The sequence below is a fragment of the Micromonospora sp. HM134 genome, from assembly GCF_007833915.1.
GTDB lineage: Bacteria > Actinomycetota > Actinomycetes > Mycobacteriales > Micromonosporaceae > Micromonospora > Micromonospora wenchangensis.
The window spans coordinates 1,509,054-1,528,717 of sequence record NZ_CP041061.1 but is presented as its reverse complement, the minus strand read 5'-3'; the positions used below and the strand labels follow the sequence as shown (position 1 = coordinate 1,528,717).

The following is a 19,664-nucleotide window of genomic DNA, read 5'->3' as shown; positions in this document are numbered from 1 at the left end:
GCCACGGACCCGAACCGGAACCGCGGCGTGACGCTGGCGCCGGATCAGGAAGGACGGAACATGCCGCACCCCACCCCCATCCGCTTCGGGATCATGACCGCACCGATGCAGGTCCACTACCACGACGTGCTGCGGGTCTGGCGCGAGGCGGACGACATCCCCGAGATCGCGCACGCCTGGCTCTTCGACCACCTGATGCCGATCGGCGGCGACCCGGACGGGCCGGCGTACGAGGGCTGGACGCTGCTCTCGGCCCTCGCCGCCCGGACCCGTCGGCTGCGCCTCGGCCTGCTGGTCACCAGCAACCGGTTCCGGCCCCCGGCGATGCTCGCCAAGATCGCCACGACCGTCGACATCGTCTCCGGCGGACGACTCGACTTCGGCATCGGCGCCGGCTCCCGCCCCGGTCATCCGGCGGCCCGCCGCGAGTACACCGCGCACGGCCTGCCCTACCACGACTTCGCCCACTCGGTGCAGAGCCTCGCCGAGGCGTGCACGGTCATCAGGCGGCTGTGGACCGAGGACGCGCCGTTCGACTTCCACGGCGAGCACGTGCGGTTGACCGGGGCCTACGGCAATCCGAAGCCGGTGCAGCGGCCGTACCCGCCGATCGTCATCGGCGGACGCTCGTCGGCCCTGCTCCGGGTGGTCGCCGAGCACGCCGACGTGTGGAACGTCCCCGGTGGTGGGGACATCGGGGACGTGGCCGCGCGCAGCGCGCTGCTGGACCGCTACTGCGTCGAGATCGGCCGGGATCCCGCCTCGATCACCCGCTCGATCCACCTGCCGGTCCGCTACGACCGGCCCGAGGAGACCCGGGCGGCGATCGGCGCGGCGACCGCCGCCGGTTTCGGCCACGTGATCCTCGGGTTGACGCCGCCGTATCCCGCCGGCGTCGCCCACTGGATCACCGACGAACTCATCACCCCGTCGAGGTAGTCGGAACGCAACATCAGGGACGAAATCCGGGTTCTTCCGCATACGGCTCGGGTAGGCAGGGCGTCCAGGGTGGACGGGTAGCCACAGCCCGGGAGGTCCGCCGTGTTCCTTCGTACCGTGACCGTCGTCGTCGCCGTGTTCACCGTCCTCGCCGGTCTCCCGGCGGTGGCCCACGCGCGTCCCGGGCCACCGCCGGGCCTGAGCTGGGGTGGGTGTCCCGACGATCTGCCCGACGTGCCACCCGACCCGCGCGTGCGGTGCGCCCCGCTGCGCCTGCCGGTGGACTGGGCCAGGCCGGACGGGCGCACGTTCACGCTCGTCGTGGCCCGTCGGACCGCCCGGGTGGCGGAGCAGCGGGTGGGCACGCTGGTGTTCGGGCCGGGCGGCCCCGGGGACTCGGGAGTGGAACGCATCCGCCGGGGGGACCGGTTCAGCGACGAGCTGCTGGACCGGTTCGACCTGGTCAGCTTCGATCCGCGTACGGTGGCCCGCAGCGCCGCCCCGGTCTGCGCTCCCGACCCGGAGCTGCGCAGGCCGCCCGTCGTGCTGACCGGCCAGGCCGATTTCGACGCCGCGGTGGCCTACAACCGGGCGTTGTGGAACCGGTGTCGTCCGACCAGCCCGGTGTTCGGGTACGCCGACACGCTCAGCACGGTGCACGACCTGGAGGCGCTGCGGCGTGCGTTGGGTGAGCGGCGGCTGACCTTCCACGGCAGCTCGTACGGCACGCTGCTGGGTCAGCAGTACGCCGAGCGGTATCCCGACCGGGTACGGGCCGTGGTGCTGGAGGGCGTGTTCGACCACAGCCTGGACGTGCGGTCCTTCGTCCGTACCCAGGCGGCGGCGCTCCAGGACGCCTTCGACGAGTTCGTGGCCTGGTGCGACAGCTCGCCCGGGTGCGTGCTGCACGGCCGGGACGTCCGGGCGGTCTGGGCTGCGGTGCTGGCTCGCGCCGACAACGACGGGTACGCCCCGCGCACCGCCTTCGACGTCACCGCCGTGGCCCTCGGGATGCTCGCCGGCCCCCGCTTCCCGCAGCTGGCCGAGGCCGTCCGGGACATGGCCGCCGGCATGCCGCCGCCCGAGGTGAAGCTCCCGGTGGCCGTGGCGGTCTTCTGCGCGGACTGGCCGGCCGCCGTCCGCGACCACCACGAGTACGCGGCCCTGGTCCGGGCAGCCAGGGCCGTCGCGCCGGACGTCCGCTACGGTGCCGGTCTGCTGGCCGTGCACACCTGTCTGGGCTGGCAGTCCCCGGTCCGGAATCCACCGCACGAGCCACGGGTGCACACCCGCACGCCGTTGCTGCTGCTCAACGCCCGGCACGATCCCCGCACCGGCTACGCCTGGGCCACCCACGTCGCCCGGCAGCTGGGCCGGCACGGGCGCCTGGTCACCTACGAGGGCTCGGGCCACGGCACCTACCTGCGCAACGCGTGCACCGTCGCCGTGGTCGACAGGTACCTCGTCGACCTGACCCTGCCCGGTGCCGACGCCCGCTGCCCCGCAGGGTGAACCGTTCCGTCAGCGGCCCGCCGGGGGTCGGCCCGTGCCGTCGGCGGTCACCTACCGGGTGGGCTGGGCGGCCAGGGGGAAGGTGACGCCGGTCAGCTCCTCGGAGACCGCCCACAGCCGACGGGCGACGGCGCCGTCGCGGGCCTTCTTCGAGCGGCCGACGAGCTTCGGCGCGCCACGCCCTTCGAAAAGGCCGTCCGGCCCGGCGTAGCTGCCGCCCGGGATGTCGGCCACGGCCGCGTAGAGGGTGGGCGACGCGCCGTCGGCGTCGCTCTGCGCGAAGCGGTTGAGCAGGGTCGTCTGGAGCCGGTTCCACCAGGAACGGTTGTGGTCGAGGTGCCCGAGCAGGTTGGTGGCGGCCAGGCCGGGATGGGCGGCGGTCGCCAGCACCGGCGAGCCGGCCTCGGTGAGGCGGCGGTGCAGTTCGGCGGTGAACAGCAGGTTCGCCAGCTTCGACTGGGCGTACGCGGGGAACGGCAGGTAGGGGCGGCGCTCCCAGTTCAGGTCGGCGAAGTCGATCTTTCCGGCCCGGTGCGCGGAGGAGGCGACGGTGACCACCCGCCCCCGGATCCGTGGCAGCAGCAGGTTGGTGAGCGCGAAGTGCCCGAGGTGGTTGGTGCCGAACTGGAGCTCGAACCCGTCGGCGGTCCGGCTCGGCGGCGGGATCATCACGCCGGCGTTGTTGATCAGCAGGTCGATCGGCCCGGCGCAGCCCTCGGCGAAGGCGCGGACGGAGGCGAGGTCGGCCAGGTCGAGCCGGCGTACCTCGACGTCGCCGGTCATGCCCGCAGCGGCAGCGGCGCCCTTGGCGGGGTCGCGGACGGCGAGCACGACCCGGGCGCCCCGGGCGGCGAGCGCCTTTGCGGCGACCCGGCCGATGCCGCTGTTCGCGCCGGTCACGACGACGGTACGGCCGGTCAGGGCGGGGATCTGGGCGGTCGTGAATGTTGTCATGGGAAACAATGTATACGGCGACAACAATGTCGGCAACGGCGACATTTTTCGGGCTACGATGCCCCCGTGCCCGCGTACCACCATGGAAACCTGCGGTCGACGCTGCTCGCCGCCGCCGAGCGCAGCCTGCGCCAGCACGGCGCGGGGCAGCTCTCGCTGCGCGAACTGGCCCGGGAGGCGGGCGTCAGCCACGCCGCGCCGCGCCGGCACTTCGCCGACCGGCAGGCGCTGCTGGACGCCCTCGCCGAGGCCGGGTTCGCCCGGCTGCACGCCGAACTGCGCGCCGCGCTCGCCGCCGCCAGGACGGACTTCGGGCCGCGCCTGCACGCCATGGCGGCCGCCTACCTGCGGTTCGCCACCGAGGACGCCGCCCTGCTGGAGCTGATGTTCACCGGCAAGCACCGCGAGGGGGCCGAGCACCTCGCCGCGGCCGCCGCCGGACCGTTCGGGCTGATGCACGACCTGATCGCCGAGGGGCAGGCCCAGGGGGTGCTGGAACCCGGCCCCCCGGACCGCGCCGGCATCGTGCTGTTCGCCACGTTGCAGGGCATCGCCACCCTGGTCAACGGCAACCTGGTCGCACCCGACCTGCTCGACGGGATCACCCGGACCGCGGTCGACCAGTTCATCCGGGGGTCACGCCGCCCCTGACCGCCGGACGGTGTCGGGGGTCGGCCGTAGGCTCGGCGTCATGCCGACGACGCACACGCTCACCCTGCCGGGAGTGGAACTGGTCTACGACGTCCGTGGCCCGCTCCCCCCGGCCGACGGGCGTCCCGCCCTGGTCATGATCGGCCAGCCGATGACGGCCGAGGGCTTCGACGCGCTCGCCGCCCAGTTCGCCGACCGTACGGTCGTCACCTACGATCCGCGCGGCCTGGGCCGCAGCGTCCGCACCGACGGCCGGTCCGAGCACACACCCCGGCAGCAGGCCGACGACCTGCACCACCTGATCGGGGCGCTCGACGCCGGCCCGGTCGACATGTTCGCCAGCAGCGGCGGTGCGGTGACCGCGCTCGCCCTGGTCGCGGCCCATCCCAACGACGTCGTCACGCTGGTGGCGCACGAGCCGCCCGTCAACGCCGTGCTGCCCGACGCCGCCGCCGCCGAGCGCGCGCGGGCCGCCTTCCACGAGGCTTACCAGGCGAGGGGCACCGGCGCGGGGATGGCCGCGTTCATCGCGATGACGTCGTGGCAGGGCGAGTTCACCGACGCCTACTTCGCCCGGCCCGCGCCCGACCCGGCGACGTTCGGCCTGCCCACCGACGACGACGGCAGCCGGGACGATCCGCTGCTGTCGAAGAACTCGTGGCCGGTCACCGACTACCGCCCCGACGCGGCGGCGCTCACCGCCGCACCGACCCGGATCGTCATCGCGGTCGGCGAGGAGTCGACCGGGACGTACACCGCCCGGACGGCCGTCGGCACCGCCCACCTGCTCGGCCAGGAGGCGACGGTGTTCCCGAGCCACCACGGCGGCTTCCTCGGCGGTCACGCCGGCTACGCCGGCAGGCCCCGGGAGTTCGCCGCGAAGCTCCGCGAGGTGCTCGCCACCCCCTGACCGACCGGGCGACGCCCCGCCGTTGGGCCGAAACAGCGGTGTCCGGGCGACGGAATACCGCTGAATCGACCCGACAGGCGCATTTCCCGGCCCCGAAAACAGACCGGAGCCCCGGCCGTCGGCCGGGGCTCCGGTGCGGGGAGGGTGAATTTACGCGGGAGAGCCGGCTTCGGCGTAGTCGTACAGGCTCTTGATGTCGTCGTCGTAGTAGGGGCCGTCGAATTGCCCGTTACCCGGATTGTCGCCGTGGCTGACGGTGCTGTTGATGTAGCCGGCACCGATCGAGTCGTTGTATTCCTGCAACCAGGGCCCGCCGCTGGAACCGTAGGTCATGTTGCAGTACATCCGGATCTGCTGGCCACCGGCGTCCCAGGTCGTGCTCTGGCAGTACTGCTGGCTCTCGCCGCCGCCGAGATTGGACGGGTAGCCCAGTGCGGTGACCGCCACGGAGTAGCCCCAGTTCCAGCGCAGCCCGTTGCCGCCGACGGTGTCGACGACCTTGGCGTTGTACGTGCCGCCGTTGGACATCACCGCGATGCCCATGTCCTCGGCGTAGCTCGACGAACTGGCCCATGCGCCCCGGGTGGAGAGGCTGTAGGCGACGAAGGTTCCGAACGGCCGCACACCGTTGCGGTACCGGGGGACGAACTGCCAGTTGGAGTACCACCCACCGCCGGCACCCTGGTGCACACAGTGGCCGGCGGTCACCACGAGCCGCCGCTTGGTGCTGGCGACGGTGCTGGCCGAGCAGGAGGCGGTGCCGCCACCGGGGACGGTGAAGTAGACCTTGCCGACGGTCACCGCCTCGTTCAGCATCGTCCGGGGGCCGCTGGCGATGCTCGGGGCCACCGGAGCGACGGTGCCGGCCGGACCGGTGGGCTTCGGCGCGCGGTTCGACGACGTGCCGGCCCCGGCCGACTTCGGGAAGTCCAGGTCCACGGCGGACGCCATGCGTTCCGGGGTCCAGAAGTCGGCGACCTCCTTCGCGATTTTCTCGTTGGTGATCGCCCGCCCGTCGAGGGTGCGGGCGATCGCGGTGATGTTTCCTTTCTGGTCGACCGTGGTCGAATTCGCCTCGGCTGCCGGCGCACCGGCCAGAATGAGGGTGAATGCGGCACCGGCACCCACCGACCAACGCAGAGCGGATTTCAAGAGGACCTCCTCTGCCCTTACACCTATCCGAACTCCGGCAGCATATTGAGGTCCAACTATTGATCACAATGACGGACGACAATTGTCAGGAATCCGTGCCGCCCGCCCGTCGACGCCATAACCGACGTCGATTTTTTCAACCCTGGGATATGCGACGGATCGCGTTCGGCACCCCGACCGGGGCCCCCCGGACGACCCGGGACACGCCGGTCGTCGCCCCCGTCCGGACGGGGGCGACGACGAGGTGGGCCGACGGTGGGGCACGGGCCCGGACGCCGGCGGCGGGAAGGCGGCCGGCGCGGCGGTCAGTGCCGGTGCAGGGCCGTCCGGATCAGCCGGTTGACCAGCTTGGGGTACTCCAGGCCGCTGGCCGCCCACATCCGGGGGAACATCGACGTCGGGGTGAACCCGGGCATCGTGTTGATCTCGTTGAGGTAGACGTCCAGGTCGGCGGTGACGAAGAAGTCGACCCGGGCCAGGCCGGAGCAGTCCAGCGCGGTGAAGGCGCGGGTGGCGTACTCCTGGACCTGCTGGGTGACCCGGTCGGGCAGGACGGCGGGGACGTCGTACTCGCAGACCTCGTCGGCGAAGAGGTACTTGGCCTCGAAGTCGTACCACTCGCGGTCGCCGACCATCCGCACCTCGGCCAGCACGGACGCCTCGGGCGCACCGCCGGCCTCGCCCTCCAGCACGCCACACTCGATCTCCCGGCCGACGACCGCGGCCTCGACGAGCACCTTGGTGTCGATCTCCCGGGCGACGGCGACGGCGTCGTCGAGCCGCGCCCAGTCGTCGACCCGGGTGATACCGAACGACGAGCCGGCCCGGGACGGCTTGACGAAGACCGGCAGGCCCAGCCGCTGCTTGTCGGTCTCGCTGAGGGTCATCCCGTTGCGCAGCACCGCGTAGGGGCCGACCGGGATGCCCTCGGCGGCACAGAGTTTCTTGGTGAACTCCTTGTCCATGGCGGCGGCGGAGGCGAAGACGTTCGCGCCGACGTACGGGATGTCGGCCATCTCCAGCATGCCCTGGATGGTGCCGTCCTCGCCGTACGCGCCGTGCAGCACCGGGAAGACCACGTCCACGTCGGCGAGCGCGCGGGGGCCCTCGGCCGGGTCGAGCACCAGTAGGCCACCGGCGGTGGGGTCGGCGCGGAGCACCACCTCGGTCCCGGCGCCGGCGGTGACCTCCGGGAGCCTGCGCGCCCGGATCGCCAGCTCGCCCGGGTCCCCGCTGGTCAGCACCCACTGGCCCTGCCGGGTGATACCGACCGGCACCACGTCGTACTCGTCGGGGTCGAGCGCGCCGAGCACGCTGCCCGCGCTGACGCAGGAGATGCCGTGCTCGGGGCTGCGTCCGCCGAACACGATCGCCACGCGGGTCTTGCCTGGGGTGGTCACTCGGGTCACCTCTCGGTACGCGACTGCGGAGCCGTCAGTTGCGCTCACCCGACTGACCTTACTGTGAGTTGCGGCGGACCGATGGTGATACCCGGCAGGAAGCGAGCGACCCTCGCAAACGGTCATCCGACCCGATACGGTACGTGACTTTCAGGGCCGGTGGGGGCGGTAGCCGCGCCCCCGGCCGACCGCGATCACCTTCACCCGCTGCCGTCCGGCCCGGACCATGCCCAGGGCCATGAACGCCCCGGCTATCCGGTCGGCGGCCTCCCGGCTGTTGGCGCCGACCACCTGCCGCCGGCGCTCGGGCCGGGCCCGCTCGTCGCGGGTGGACGTCTCCACCGGCCGGACGTCACTGAGCACCACCAGGAACCGCGTCATCGCCGTCATCAGACCCCTCACTGTTGGAAGTCCTTTCTCGACGCATGCGGCGGCGGCACGTGGCGATCGGGAACGGGGGAGTAAACCCGATCGCCACGCGCCTCATCCCCTCCGGTCACTCACCATCGCCGTCGCCACGACAACCGCTGGTGAGGACTCCGTTACAGATTGACAGGTGCACAGGCGTGAATGCAACTCTCATCGCACCTTCTCTCACGCACGTCTTCCCATAGACCTGTGTCACCATCGACGTATGGCACCGAAGACCGCCCGGGCTCGCCGCCTGGGCATCGCCCTGCGCGCCCACCGGGAAGCGGCCGGCCTCACCCTGGAGGCCGCCGCCGACGAGATCAACAGCACCCGCAGCACGCTCAGCCGCTACGAGAACGCGCAGACGCTGGTCAGCCCGGCCACCGTCCGCGCGCTGCTCAGCCTCTACGGGGTCCGGCCCGACGAGATCGCCGCCGCGGTCCAGCTGGCCAAGGACACCCGCAAGCCCGGCTGGTGGGTGCCCTACTCCCACCTGCTCGACAAACGCACCATCGACTTCATCGCGCTGGAGGCCGAGGCCACCGCGATCGCCAACTTCGAACCGTCCATCGTCCCGGGTCTGCTCCAGACCGCCGACTACATCCGGGGCGTGATGCGGGGCGGGCCGCACACCCTCACCGACGAGCAGGTCGAGCAGCGGGTCAAGCTCCGGCTGGACCGGCAACAGCGGATCACCGCCGCCGAACCGCCGATCTTCGACGCGATCATCGACGAGGGCGCGCTGCTGCGTCCGGTGGGCGACCGGACGGTGATGCAGGCGCAGCTCAGCCACCTGCTCAAGACCTCGGAGCTGCCGAACGTCACCGTCCAGGTGATCCCGCTCGCCGCCGGCTACCACCGGGGCACCCGGGGCTCGCTGCACATCCTGGAGTTCGCCGACCCGGAGGACCCGCTGATCGCCTCGGTGGAGACGGTCGCCGGCCAGATGGTCCTGGACCGGCCGGGTGACCTGCGTACCTGCACCAAGATCATGGAACACCTGCGGACCGTCGCGCTCAGCCCGGCCGACAGCCGCGACCAACTCGTGCAACTGATGAAGGGACGGTAGGAGACCGATGACACCGACGATCGGCGGGGCCCTGTCCGGGGCCGCCTGGCGCAAGAGCAGCCACAGCGGGGACGAGGGGGCCTGCGTCGAGCTGGCGTCGCTGCCGGGCCGGGTCGCGGTCCGCGACTCCAAGGACCCGGGCGGCCCGGTGCTGCTCTTCCCGCCCGCCGCCTGGTCCGCCTTCGCCACCGCCCCGCCGCGCCGCTGACCACCCCGGCTCCGCCCCGCACCCCGTCACGGCGGGTGCGGGGCGGAGCCGGGTCAGTCGGCCGGGGTCGCGGCGGGCCGGACCGCCTCGGCGGCGGCGATGGCCACCCCGCGCGCGCCGGCCATGTCCCGGTCCGGCACCAGCGCGAAGGTCGCCAGCGCGGCCTGCTCCTCCCGCAGCACGGTGTGCGCGCGGACGGTGTCGAGGAACCAGTCCCGGAACTCCGGTGCCGCCTCCACCACCCCGCCGCCGACGAAGTACGCGTGCGGATCGGTGAAGTTGGCCGCGATGGTGAACAGCCGGCCGAGCGCCGCCGCCTGCTGGGCGAAGACCTGCCGGGCCAGCGCGTCGCCCCGCTCGGCGTACCGGCGCAGCAGGGTGGCGGCCCGCTCGGGCGGCTCCTGCGCCAGCGGGTGCCCCGGATACCGGGACAGCCAGTACGGCAGCAGGTTGCGCCGGATCGCGGTCAGCGAGGCGACGCTCTCCGCGTCCCCGGCGAAACCGCAGGCGCAACGCGGTTCGGGCTGGTCGGGGGCGAGCAGCCCGGCCAGCGGGATGTGCACGTGACCGAACTCGCCGGCCATCCCGGCCGCCCCGGTGACCACCCGGCCGTCGACCACCACCGCGCCACCGAGGCCGGTGCCGACGATCGCCGCCACCGACGACCGGGTCGCCGCGTCCGCTCCGAAGTGGACGTGGTGGGCGTAGAGCGCGGCGGCGTTGCCGTCGTTGTGGTAGACCACCGGCAGCCCGAGCCGCCGCTCCAGCGCGCCACGCACGTCGAAGCCGTGCCAGGCGGGCTGGGCGAAGTTCGTCGAGCCCCGCGACGAGATGACACCGGTCGCGCTGGCCGGGCCGGGGGTGTCCAACCCGACCGCCCGGACCTGGCCGGGGGAAACGCCGACGTGCGCCAGCACCCCGTCGAACGCGCCGGCCAGCGCCTCGATGGCCGCCTGCGGGCCGGCGGTCACCTCGCTGGGGGTCTCCACCAACCCGTCGACCAGGAACCGGCCGTCCAGGCGGAGCACCGTGGCGTTGTTGCTGGTGCCACCGTTGTCGAGGCCGACCACCACCGGCACGTCCACGCTGACCATCCGCCACCTCCGACCGGGCCTGCTGCGAGGTTAGTTCCCGTTCCCACCGCCCGTCACGCCCCACGTGCGGCAATCCCGCCGACCGACCGCCCTCCCGGGAGGGGCGACCGGACCCGGGAGGGGCGACCGGCCTCGCGCCGGCTCGGCAGCACGGGGCCGGCGCGGCGGCTCACTCCGGTCGGCGGGCCAGGACTCCTGTCGCGTCCCACCGGTCGGCGTGCAGGACCGTCGGCAGCAACCCCAGGTCGGTCATCGCGGCACCGAGCGCCTCGGCCTGCCCGGCGCTGACCTCCACCACCAGGTGACCGCCGGGCCGCAGCCAGTCGACCGCACCCGTGGCGACCCGACGCAGCACGGCCAGCCCGTCCACGCCCCCGTCCAACGCCACCGACGCCTCGTGCAGCCGGGCCTCCGGCGGCAGCAGCGCCACCGCCGGCGTCGGCACGTACGGGGCGTTGGCGACCACCACGTCCAGCCGGCCCCGCCAGTGCGCCGGCAGCGGGTCGTACAGGTCGCCCTGCACCACGGTGACGTCCCGGCCGGCCAGGTTGCGGCGGGCGCAGGCGACGGCGGCCGGGTCCACGTCGACCGCGGCGAGCCAGCGCGGGGCGAGCCGGTCGACCAGCGCGACGCTGATCGCCCCCGACCCGCAGCAGAGGTCGACCAGCGCCGGGGCCGGCCCGGCGACCGACGCGGCGGCCTCCACCAGCAGCGCGGTCCGGGCCCGGGGGACGAACACCCCCGGGTCGACGGCGACCCGTCGGCCGCAGAACTCGGCCCAGCCCAGCAGGTGTTCCAACGGTTCACCGGCGATCCGCCGGTCGGTGAGGGCGGCGAGCGCCTGCGGCGAGTCGGCGGCGGCGGTGAGCAGCGCGGCCTCGTCCTCGGCGTAGACGCAGCCGGCGGCGCGCAGCCGGGCGACGAGAGCGGCGGGGTCGTGGGGGAACGGATCGGATGCCATGGTGATGCCTTTCGGGAGCGCACGTCGGCGCTCCCACCGTCGCTACCGTGGCGACGGGACTCCGTTGCCGCAGCGACGGGACTCGACGGGGAGCGCCGGTCCTGACGTCTGGTGGATCGGACTCACCTCCTCCGGTCGGGGCCCGTGCGGGCCGGCATCACGATAGCGGACCGGCCGCCCCCGCGCTGTCCAGTGCGGCGGTCACGTCGGCGACCAGGTCGGCGGTGTCCTCCACCCCGCAGGAGAGCCGGACGAACCCGGGGGCGGTGTCGTCGCCCCACTGCGCCCGCCGGTCGGCGCTGGTGTGCAGGCCACCGAACGAGGTCGCGGCGGCGACCAGCCGGGACGCGGCGACGAACCGGGCCACCCGGTCGGCGTCGCCGAGGTCGAACGAGAGCACCCCCGGCATCCGGCGCAGCTGCCGCGACGCCACCGGGTACGCCGGGTCCTCCGGGCGGCCCGGCCAGCGCAGCCCGGTCACGTCGGGCCGGCCGGCGAGCAGTTCGGCCAGGGCCGCCGCATTGGCGGACTGCCGGGCCAGCCGCAGGTCCAGGGTGGCCAGCGAACGGTGGGCCAGCCAGGCGTCGAACGCCCCGGGCACCGCGCCGGTGGTGGTGCGCCACCCGGTCACCGTCTCCAGCAGCTCCGCCGACCGGGACGCCACGTAGCCGAGCAGCAGATCGGAGTGGCCGGTCAACGCCTTGGTGCCGGAGGCGACCACCAGGTCCGCGCCGAGGTCCAACGGCCGCTGCCCGAGCGGGGTGGCGGTGGTGTTGTCCACCGCCACCAACGCGCCGGCCGCGTGCGCCGCGTCGGCCACGGCGGTGATGTCGGCCACGTCCAGGCCCGGGTTCGCCGGGGTCTCCAGCAGCACCAGGCGGACCCCGTCGAACGACGGGTACGGCCCGGCGGTGGGCACGAACCCGACCCGTACCCCCAGCCCGGCGAGGGTGGCGGTGGCGAACGCCCGGACCGGGAAGTACCCGTCGGCGGGCAGCAGCACGGTGTCGCCGGGGCGCAGCACGGCCAGCAGCAGCCCGGTGATGGCGGCCTGACCGGAGGCGAAGACCCGGCAGTCGCCACCCTCCAACTCGCCGATGGCCGCCTCCAGCAGCCGCCGGGTCGGATTGTCCGGCCGGCCGTAGCCGTTCGGGGTCGCGGCCGGCCCCTGCCACGGGTCGAGGTGGTAGGGCGCGGCGAAGACCGGGCCGGGCAGGAACGGCTGCCCCGGCTCCGGCTCGGGCAGCCCGGCGTGCACGCACCGGGTGCCGTCGTGCCAGTGGTTCGCCGGGTCGCCGGGCCCGGTCGGCCGGCCGCTCACTCGTACGACTCCGGCTTGGCGGTCCGGCTCATCAGGGCGTCCACCGCGAGTCTCGGGTCCATCCCCTCGTGGCAGATCCGTTCGATCTGCTCGGTGATCGGCATCTCCACCCCGTGCGCGCGGGCCAGGTCCCGGATGGCCAGGCAGCTCTTCACGCCCTCGGCGGTCTGCCGGGTGGCCGCCTGCGCCTGCTCCAGCGTCTCCCCCCGGCCCAGGTGCTCGCCGAAGGTGCGGTTGCGGGCCAGCGGCGACGAGCAGGAGGCCACCAGGTCACCCATCCCGGCCAGGCCGGCGAAGGTGATCGGGTCGGCGCCGAGCGCCACCCCGAGCCGGGCGGTCTCGGCCAGCCCCCGGGTCATCAGCATGGCCCGGGTGTTGTCGCCGAAGCCCATCGCGGTGGCGATCCCGTACGACAGGGCGATCACGTTCTTGACCGCCCCGCCCAGCTCGCAGCCGATCACGTCGTCGTTGGTGTACGGCCGGAAGTACGGGGTGCGGATCGACTGCTGCACCAGTTCGGCGCGGCGGGCGTCGGTGCCGGCGACCACCGTCGCGGCCGGCTGTTCGACGGCGATCTCGGGGGCCAGGTTGGGGCCGGAGACCACCACCACCCGGTCCGGGGTGACCCGGGCCGTCTCCACGATCACCTCGCTCATCCGTCGGGTGGTGCCCAGCTCGATCCCCTTCATCAGGGAGACGAGGGTGGCGTCCGGGGCGAGGTGGCCGGCCCACTCGGCGAGGTTGCCGCGCAGCGTCTGCGACGGCACCGACAGCACCACCAGTTCCGCGCCGGAGATCGCCTTCGCCGCGTCGCCCGTCGCGGTGACCCGGTCGGGCAGCCGCAGCTCCGGCAAGTAGTCGGGGTTGCGCCGGTGGACGCGGATCGCCTCGGCGACCTGCTCGCGCCGGGCGAGGATGGTCACCTCCCGACCGGCGTCGGCGAGGATCTTGGCGAACGCCGTCCCCCAGGAACCGGCCCCCAGCACCGCCACGTGCCCGCTCACGCCACCCCTGCCCCTGCGTCGCGCCGGTCGATCCACTCGCTCATTCGGTCCCCTCGGGAGTACGCGGACGGACGGGACGTTCCCACAGCGGCGGCGGTGTGCCACCCCGGACGCCGGCGAGCAGGTCCCGCAGGGTCAGCATGATCTGGTCGGTCATCTCCTCCAGCACCACCCGGCTGGGGGTGGCCCCCGCCCACCGGTCCAGGTCGACCGGCGGGCCGGCCAGCACCGTCACCGGGGTCCGGGGCCGCAGGCCCACCCGGCTGGTCCGTGGGTCGAAGAGACGTTCCGGACCCCACATCACCACCGGGACCACCGGTGCGCCGGTGGCCAGGGCCAGCCGGGCCGCCCCGGTCTTGCCCTTCATCGGCCACAGCTGCGGCTCCCGGGTGATGGTGCCCTCCGGATAGATCACCACCGCGCCTCCGGCGTCCAGTGCGGCGACCAGCCGGTCCAGCGACTTGACCGCGGTGGCGGTCTCCCGTTCCACCGGGATCTGCCGGCAGCGGTGCAGGATGTAGCCGACCACCGGCACCCGGAACACGCTGGCCTTGCCGAGGAACTGCGGCCACCGGCCGGCGTCGTAGATGAAGTGGGCGCAGACCAGCGGGTCGGCGTGCGAGATGTGGTTGGGCACGATGATGACGCCCCCGGGGCGGCGCAGTTGCTCGACACCGTGCCAGGTGCGTCGGGTCCAGGCCAGCATCACGGGCTTGACCAGCGCCACGGCGAACCGTCGCCAGAAACCCAGCCTGCGCCGTGCCACCGTGCCTCCTCGTCGCCCCACCCGCGTGCCGCACCCCCACCGTTGCGTGCCCGCAGCGGAAATCATGCCTGCTCGTCCCGGGTACGGCCAGTGCGGGTACCGCCGCCGCCGCTGGCAGGATTGGCGACGTGGGCCAGGCGAGGTGGGTGGCGGTGGTGCCGGTGAAGCGGCTCCGCGCGGCGAAGAGCCGGTTGCGGGGAGCGCTGCCGGCCGTACCGCACGAGGAGCTGGCGCTGGCGCTGGTGGCCGACACGGTCGGCGCGGCGCTGGCCTGCCCGGCGGTGGCCGAGGTGCTGGTGGTCACCGTCGACCCGCAGGTGGCGGCGACGGTCGGCGCGGCGGGCGCGCGGGTGGTGCCGGACCGCCCGGACGCCGGGTTGAACGCCGCCCTGCGGCACGGCGTGGAGGTGGCGGCGGCCGACGACGGCCGGAACTGGCTGGCCGCCCTCACCGCCGACCTGCCGGCGCTGCGCCCGGCCGAACTGGCCGCCGCGCTGCACGCGGTCACCTCCGGCCCGCCGGGGGTACGCCGGTTCGTGGCCGACGCCCCCGGCACCGGCACCGTGCTGCTCACCACACCCCCCGGGGTGCCGCTTGCGCCCCGGTTCGGGGCCGGGTCGGCGGCGGCGCACCTGGCCTCCGGGGCGGTGCCGCTGCCGGGCGTCTGGCCGAGCCTGCGCCGCGACGTGGACACCGCCGCCGACCTGGCCGACGCGGCCCGGCTCGGTCTCGGCCCGGCGACCGGCGCGCTGACCGGCGTTCTCCCGGCAGCCCCCGGCCGCGCCGCCCGTCGGCCCCGCACCGGCCGGCCGGTGTACGGTGCTGGCATGCAGGGCACCGTGGCGACCTTCGACGCGCAGAGCCGCACCGGCGTGCTGCTCCTCGACGACGGCACCGAGCTGCCCTTCCCGGCCCGTGCCTTCGACGCCTCCGGGCTGCGGCTGCTCCGCCTCGGCCAACGGTTGACGGTGCACACCGATCCGGACGGCGGGGTCGTCCGGGTGACGTTGCCGACGATGGTCTGAACAACGCAGCCCAAGTTCATTTTGCGTTAACCGTAATCGGGTGATTATGAGCGGGTGAGCACCCCTCGCGAGCACCCCACCAGCCCGTCCGCCGCCGCCGACCCGACCCGCAACGGCACCCGCCGTCGCACCGGTTCCCGCACCCGCCGCGCCCCGGAGGAGGTCTCCGCCACCGCCCCCGACTCCCCCGGCGCCAGCGCCGCCGGGGCCTCCGCCGGGCTGGACGAGGTGCTCGACACCGACGACCGTCCCGCCGACGGCACGGCCACCGGTGCGGGGTCGACGAGCGACGGGCCGCCCGCCGTCGCGCCGCTGCCGGCGGACCGGTTCCTCAACCGGGAGCTGTCCTGGCTCGACTTCAACGGCCGGGTGCTGGCCCTGGCCGAGGACCCGCGCACGCCGCTGCTGGAACGGGCGAAGTTCCTGGCCATCTTCGCCAGCAACCTCGACGAGTTCTACATGGTGCGGGTGGCCGGGCTCAAGCGGCGGCTCTCCGCCGGCCTGCCGGTACGCGGCGGGGACCGGCTGCCGCTGCGTACCCAGCTGGAGCGGATCACCGAGTGCGCCGCCGGGCTGGTCGCCCGGCAGGCCGCCTGCTTCGTCGACGACCTGCTGCCGCAGCTGGCCCGGGAGGACATCCGCATCACCCGCTGGGCGGAGCTGGACGACCCGGAGCGGGAGCGGCTGCGCACCTACTTCCGGGAACACATCTTCCCGGTGCTCACCCCGCTCGCGGTGGACCCGGCGCACCCGTTCCCGTACATCTCCGGGCGGTCGCTGAACCTGGCCGTGGCGGTCCGCGACCCCGACGGCGGTTCGGAGCTGTTCGCCCGGGTGAAGGTGCCCAACAACGTGCCCCGCTTCGTCCGGGTGGGCCGGGACCAGCCGGGGCTGCGGATGCTGCCCGTGGAGGACCTCATCTCGGTGCACCTGGGACAGCTCTTCTCCGGCATGCAGGTGGTCGAGTGCCACCTGTTCCGGGTCACCCGCAACGCCGAGGTGGAGGTCGACGAGGACCGCGACGAGGACCTGCTCCAGGCGTTGGAGCGGGAGCTGGCCCGGCGACGCTTCGGCCCCCCGGTCCGGCTGGAGGTCGCCGCCTCCATCTCCGACCACATGCTGGAGCTGCTCGTCCGCGAGCTGGACATGGACGACCACGACGTGCTGCGGGTGCCCGGCCTGCTGGACCTGTCGGCGCTGTGGCAGCTCTACGGCGAGGCGGACCGCCCCGACCTGAAGGACAAGCCGTTCGTGCCGGCCACCCATCCCCGGCTGGCCGAGGGCGAGGTGCCGCGCAGCGTCTTCGCCACCCTGCGCGACGGCGACGTGCTGGTGCACCACCCGTACCACTCGTTCGCGACCAGCGTGCAGCGCTTCGTCGAGCAGGCCGCCGCCGACCCGAACGTGCTGGCCATCAAGCAGACCCTCTACCGCACCAGCGGGGACTCCCCGATCGTCGACGCGCTGGTCGACGCCGCCGCCGCCGGCAAGCAGGTGGTGGTGCTGGTGGAGCTGAAGGCCCGCTTCGACGAGGTGGCGAACATCGGCTGGGCGCGCACCCTGGAACGGGCCGGCTGCCACGTCGTCTACGGCCTGGTCGGGCTCAAGACGCACTGCAAGACCGCCCTGGTGGTGCGCCAGGAGGGCAACCAGATCCGCCGGTACTGCCACATCGGCACCGGCAACTACCACCCCAAGACCGCCCGACTGTACGAGGACTTCGGCGTGCTCACCGCCGACCCGGAGATCGGCGCCGACCTGACCGACCTGTTCAACGTGCTCACCGGCTACAGCCGGCAGACCGCGTACCGGCGGCTGCTGGTGGCCCCGCAGGGCATCCGCAGCGGGCTGGTGGAGCGGATCGAGCGGGAGATCGCGCACGTCCGGCTGGGCATGCCGGGGCTGGTGCAGTTCAAGGTGAACTCGCTTGTCGACGAGGAGATCACCGACGCGCTCTACCGGGCGTCGCAGGCCGGCGTGCACGTGGACCTGCTGATCCGGGGGATGTGCACGCTGCGCCCGGGGGTGCCGGGGCTGTCGGAGAACATCCGGGTCCGCTCGATCCTCGGCCGGTTCCTGGAACACTCGCGGATCTTCCGGTTCGGCAACAACGGCGACGCCGAGTTCTGGATGGGGTCGGCCGACCTGATGCACCGCAACCTCGACCGCCGGGTAGAGGCGCTGGTGCAGGTCAGCGACCCGGTCGCCCGCGCCGAGCTGGACCAGGTGATGACCACCGCGATGAGCCCGGACGTGGACGCGTTCGAGCTGGCCGCCGACGGCAGCTGGAGCCGGCGGACCGGCACCCCGGAGGAGCCGCTGCACGACCTGCAGGAACTGCTGTTGCGCCGGGTGGGCGGTTCCGCCGGCTGATCCCCCGGGCTGCCGCGGTGCTCAGGGCGGGCGACCGGTACGGAGGATTCCACGGACGTAGGGTGACCAGATGGTGGACGAGGAACCGGTCGGTATCCGGGCGGCCGGTGGGGTGGCGTGGCGACCCGCCGACGGTGGCGGGGTCGAGGTCTGCCTCGTGCACCGGCCCCGCTACGGCGACTGGTCGCTGCCCAAAGGCAAGCTGGAACGGGGTGAGCATCCGCTGCTGGCCGCCGTCCGTGAGGTGGCCGAGGAGTCCGACGTACGGGCGGTGCCGCAGGTCCGCCTGCCCACCGTGCGGTACCGCAGCGAGGGCCGGCCGAAGGCGGTCGACTACTGGTCGATGCGGGCCGTGGGCACCGGCGGGTTCCAGCCGGACACCGAGGTCGACGACGTGTGCTGGCTCGACGTCGACGCGGCGGTCGAACGGGTGAGCTACCCGCACGACGCGCACGTGCTGACCGCGTTCGCCGCCCTGCCGGCGGTCACCGGCACCGTGGCCCTGGTACGGCACGCGCACGCCGGCAAGCGGGCCACCTGGTCGGGGCCGGACACCGGTCGCCCGTTGGACGCCGAGGGGGTCGCCCAGTCGCGGGCGCTGGCCCCGCTGGTCGCCCTGGTCCGGCCGGTACGGCTGCTGTCGGCCTCGCCCCGCCGGTGCGTACAGACCCTCGGTCCGGCGGCCGCCGCGCTGGACCTGCCGATCGAGGTGTGCGGCGACTTCGACGAGCCGCGGCCGGGCCAGCAGGTCGACGAGTGCGCGTTGGCCGCCGCCGGCCGGCTGGTCGAGCTGGCCGCCGCCGGGCAGCCGGTCGGGGTGTGCAGCCAGGGCAAGGTGATCCCGGGCGCGTTGGCCCGGCTGGCGGGGCGCGACGACGACTTCGGCACCGCCAAGGGCGGCGGCTGGCTGCTCGCCTTCACCGCCGACCGGCTGTTCGCCGCCGACCGGTTCTGAACACGCGGACGGGCGTCCACCGTGCTGGTGGACGCCCGTCCCGGTCGTACCCGGTGTCAGCGCTTGGCGGCCGTCTTACGGGCCGGCGCCTTCTTGGCCGGTGCCTTCTTGGCGGTGGTCGCCTTGGCGGCCGTGCTCTTGGCCGCGGTGGCCTTCTTGGCCGCCGGGGTGCGGGCGGTGGTCGCCTTGGTCGCCGTGGCGGTCTTCTTGGCCGGCGTGGCCTTCTTGGTGGCCGCCTTGGTAGCGGCGGTGGCCTTGGTGGCACCCGCCGTGGTCTTGCGGGCCGCGGTCGCCGTCGTCTTCTTGGCGGCGGTCGCCTTCGCCCCGGTGGCCTTCGTCCCCGTCGCCTTGGCGGCCGTCGCCTTGGCACCGGTCGCCTTCGCGGCGGTGGCCTTGGTGCCGGTCGCCTTCGCGGCGGTGGCCTTCGTGCCGGTGGCCTTGGCGGCCGCCGTGGTGGTGGTCTTCTTCGCCGGAGCAGCGGTCTTCGGCACCTTGCCGGTGGCCACCATCTCCTTGAAACCGGCGCCCGGCTTGAAGGCCGGGACGGATGTCTTCTTGACCTTCACCGCCTCACCGGTACGCGGGTTGCGCGCTGTTCGCGCCGCCCGGACACGCTTTTCGAACGATCCGAAACCGGTGATCGCCACTTTGTCGCCCTTGGTGACCGCCGCCTGGACCTCGGCGAGGACCGCGTCGAGCGCCGCCGTCGCCGACTTGCGGTCCCCCAGGCGAGCGGCGAGCGCCTCGATGAGCTCGGCCTTGTTCACGACTTCCTCCCGATTGTGCAACTGACTCGACGCGAGCCATTCTGCGCGCACCGTATGCCCTGTGCTGCCTGGACACAAACATTCGGTGGAAAAAAGCCCTTGTGTCGTAACGGATTCGCCCCCACCGGATGAACCGGTGGGGGCGAAAACCGCGCGGTGGTCGGATGAAATGCGTGCCGTGGTCGGGCGTAC

At 73.5% G+C, this 19,664-nt stretch carries 19 protein-coding genes and 1 pseudogene; 10 read left to right on the top strand and 10 right to left on the bottom strand.

The annotated features are described in order from the left end of the window. The first annotated feature begins 60 nt into the window (after positions 1–60). The gene (locus FJK98_RS07120; protein WP_205789405.1) at positions 61–939 is read left to right on the top strand and encodes an LLM class flavin-dependent oxidoreductase; all 879 of its coding nucleotides are present in this window, start codon (positions 61–63) and stop codon (positions 937–939) included. A 102-nt stretch (positions 940–1,041) separates the two neighbouring features. After that, positions 1,042–2,451 (top strand): alpha/beta hydrolase, encoded by a 1,410-nt coding sequence (locus FJK98_RS07115; protein ID WP_145918321.1) that lies wholly within the window; start codon positions 1,042–1,044, stop codon positions 2,449–2,451. 51 nt (positions 2,452–2,502) lie between these two features. Here the strand turns inward: FJK98_RS07115 and FJK98_RS07110 are convergent, their stop codons facing one another. Further along, positions 2,503–3,405 (bottom strand): oxidoreductase, encoded by a 903-nt coding sequence (locus FJK98_RS07110; RefSeq protein ID WP_145918320.1) that lies wholly within the window; start codon positions 3,403–3,405, stop codon positions 2,503–2,505. A gap of 66 nt (positions 3,406–3,471) precedes the next feature. Between FJK98_RS07110 and FJK98_RS07105 the strand changes: the two genes are divergently transcribed. Together FJK98_RS07105 and FJK98_RS07100 are read left to right on the top strand one after the other, a co-directional pair. Beyond that, positions 3,472–4,056: a TetR/AcrR family transcriptional regulator gene (locus FJK98_RS07105; protein WP_145918319.1), complete on the top strand. Its 585-nt coding sequence runs from the start codon at positions 3,472–3,474 to the stop codon at positions 4,054–4,056. Between the two features lie 40 nt (positions 4,057–4,096). Further along, the gene (locus FJK98_RS07100; RefSeq protein ID WP_145918318.1) at positions 4,097–4,966 is read left to right on the top strand and encodes an alpha/beta fold hydrolase; all 870 of its coding nucleotides are present in this window, start codon (positions 4,097–4,099) and stop codon (positions 4,964–4,966) included. Between the two features lie 150 nt (positions 4,967–5,116). Here FJK98_RS07100 and FJK98_RS07095 read toward each other — a convergent pair whose 3' ends face one another. The 3 genes from FJK98_RS07095 to FJK98_RS07085 all read right to left on the bottom strand — a co-directional run bounded on the left by FJK98_RS07095 (position 5,117) and on the right by FJK98_RS07085 (position 7,899). Next, positions 5,117–6,118 carry a serine protease gene (locus tag FJK98_RS07095; RefSeq protein WP_194821999.1) on the bottom strand — a complete coding sequence of 334 codons (1,002 nt, stop codon included), beginning with the start codon at positions 6,116–6,118 and terminating at the stop codon, positions 5,117–5,119. Between the two features lie 305 nt (positions 6,119–6,423). Then, complete coding sequence (locus FJK98_RS07090) at positions 6,424–7,518, bottom strand: D-alanine--D-alanine ligase family protein (protein WP_145918316.1); 1,095 nt, start codon at positions 7,516–7,518, stop codon at positions 6,424–6,426. A gap of 150 nt (positions 7,519–7,668) precedes the next feature. Continuing rightward, positions 7,669–7,899, bottom strand: coding sequence for a hypothetical protein (locus FJK98_RS07085; protein WP_145922616.1), 231 nt, complete (start codon positions 7,897–7,899; stop codon positions 7,669–7,671). 253 nt (positions 7,900–8,152) lie between these two features. Between FJK98_RS07085 and FJK98_RS07080 the strand changes: the two genes are divergently transcribed. Both FJK98_RS07080 and FJK98_RS07075 read left to right on the top strand, forming a co-directional pair. Then, on the top strand, positions 8,153–8,998 hold the full coding sequence (locus FJK98_RS07080; RefSeq protein ID WP_088646065.1) for a helix-turn-helix transcriptional regulator: 846 nt from the start codon (positions 8,153–8,155) through the stop codon (positions 8,996–8,998). A gap of 7 nt (positions 8,999–9,005) precedes the next feature. Continuing rightward, the gene (locus tag FJK98_RS07075) at positions 9,006–9,206 is read left to right on the top strand and encodes a DUF397 domain-containing protein (protein ID WP_145918315.1); all 201 of its coding nucleotides are present in this window, start codon (positions 9,006–9,008) and stop codon (positions 9,204–9,206) included. Between the two features lie 53 nt (positions 9,207–9,259). Here the strand turns inward: FJK98_RS07075 and FJK98_RS07070 are convergent, their stop codons facing one another. The 5 genes from FJK98_RS07070 to FJK98_RS07050 form a co-directional block, all read right to left on the bottom strand. After that, complete coding sequence (locus FJK98_RS07070) at positions 9,260–10,300, bottom strand: ROK family protein (RefSeq protein ID WP_145918314.1); 1,041 nt, start codon at positions 10,298–10,300, stop codon at positions 9,260–9,262. Positions 10,301–10,469: 169 nt separating this feature from the next. After that, on the bottom strand, positions 10,470–11,261 hold the full coding sequence (locus FJK98_RS07065; protein ID WP_145918313.1) for a putative protein N(5)-glutamine methyltransferase: 792 nt from the start codon (positions 11,259–11,261) through the stop codon (positions 10,470–10,472). Positions 11,262–11,418: 157 nt separating this feature from the next. Then, on the bottom strand, positions 11,419–12,582 hold the full coding sequence (locus tag FJK98_RS07060; RefSeq protein ID WP_145918312.1) for a cystathionine gamma-lyase: 1,164 nt from the start codon (positions 12,580–12,582) through the stop codon (positions 11,419–11,421). Then, positions 12,579–13,586 carry an NAD(P)H-dependent glycerol-3-phosphate dehydrogenase gene (locus FJK98_RS07055; protein WP_145918311.1) on the bottom strand — a complete coding sequence of 336 codons (1,008 nt, stop codon included), beginning with the start codon at positions 13,584–13,586 and terminating at the stop codon, positions 12,579–12,581. Before FJK98_RS07055 ends, FJK98_RS07060 begins: the two co-directional genes overlap by 4 nt. A 40-nt stretch (positions 13,587–13,626) precedes the next feature. Then, positions 13,627–14,352 carry a 1-acyl-sn-glycerol-3-phosphate acyltransferase gene (locus tag FJK98_RS07050; protein WP_145918310.1) on the bottom strand — a complete coding sequence of 242 codons (726 nt, stop codon included), beginning with the start codon at positions 14,350–14,352 and terminating at the stop codon, positions 13,627–13,629. Positions 14,353–14,480: 128 nt separating this feature from the next. Here FJK98_RS07050 and cofC point away from each other — a divergent pair. The 4 genes and pseudogenes from cofC to FJK98_RS07035 all read left to right on the top strand — a co-directional run. Next, positions 14,481–15,137, top strand: a pseudogene (gene cofC / locus FJK98_RS07045) (2-phospho-L-lactate guanylyltransferase); the annotation flags it as partial. 42 nt (positions 15,138–15,179) lie between these two features. After that, entirely contained in the window at positions 15,180–15,377 is a 198-nt protein-coding gene (locus tag FJK98_RS33895) for a cold-shock protein (protein ID WP_228543495.1), read from the top strand. Positions 15,378–15,431: 54 nt separating this feature from the next. Continuing rightward, positions 15,432–17,750, top strand: a complete 2,319-nt coding sequence (locus tag FJK98_RS07040) for an RNA degradosome polyphosphate kinase (RefSeq protein ID WP_145918308.1) — start codon at positions 15,432–15,434, stop codon at positions 17,748–17,750. Positions 17,751–17,820: 70 nt separating this feature from the next. Beyond that, positions 17,821–18,705, top strand: coding sequence for an NUDIX hydrolase (locus FJK98_RS07035; RefSeq protein ID WP_145918307.1), 885 nt, complete (start codon positions 17,821–17,823; stop codon positions 18,703–18,705). 56 nt (positions 18,706–18,761) lie between these two features. Here the strand turns inward: FJK98_RS07035 and FJK98_RS07030 are convergent, their stop codons facing one another. Beyond that, positions 18,762–19,472, bottom strand: a complete 711-nt coding sequence (locus tag FJK98_RS07030) for an HU family DNA-binding protein (RefSeq protein ID WP_168222393.1) — start codon at positions 19,470–19,472, stop codon at positions 18,762–18,764. Positions 19,473–19,664 lie beyond the last annotated feature (192 nt).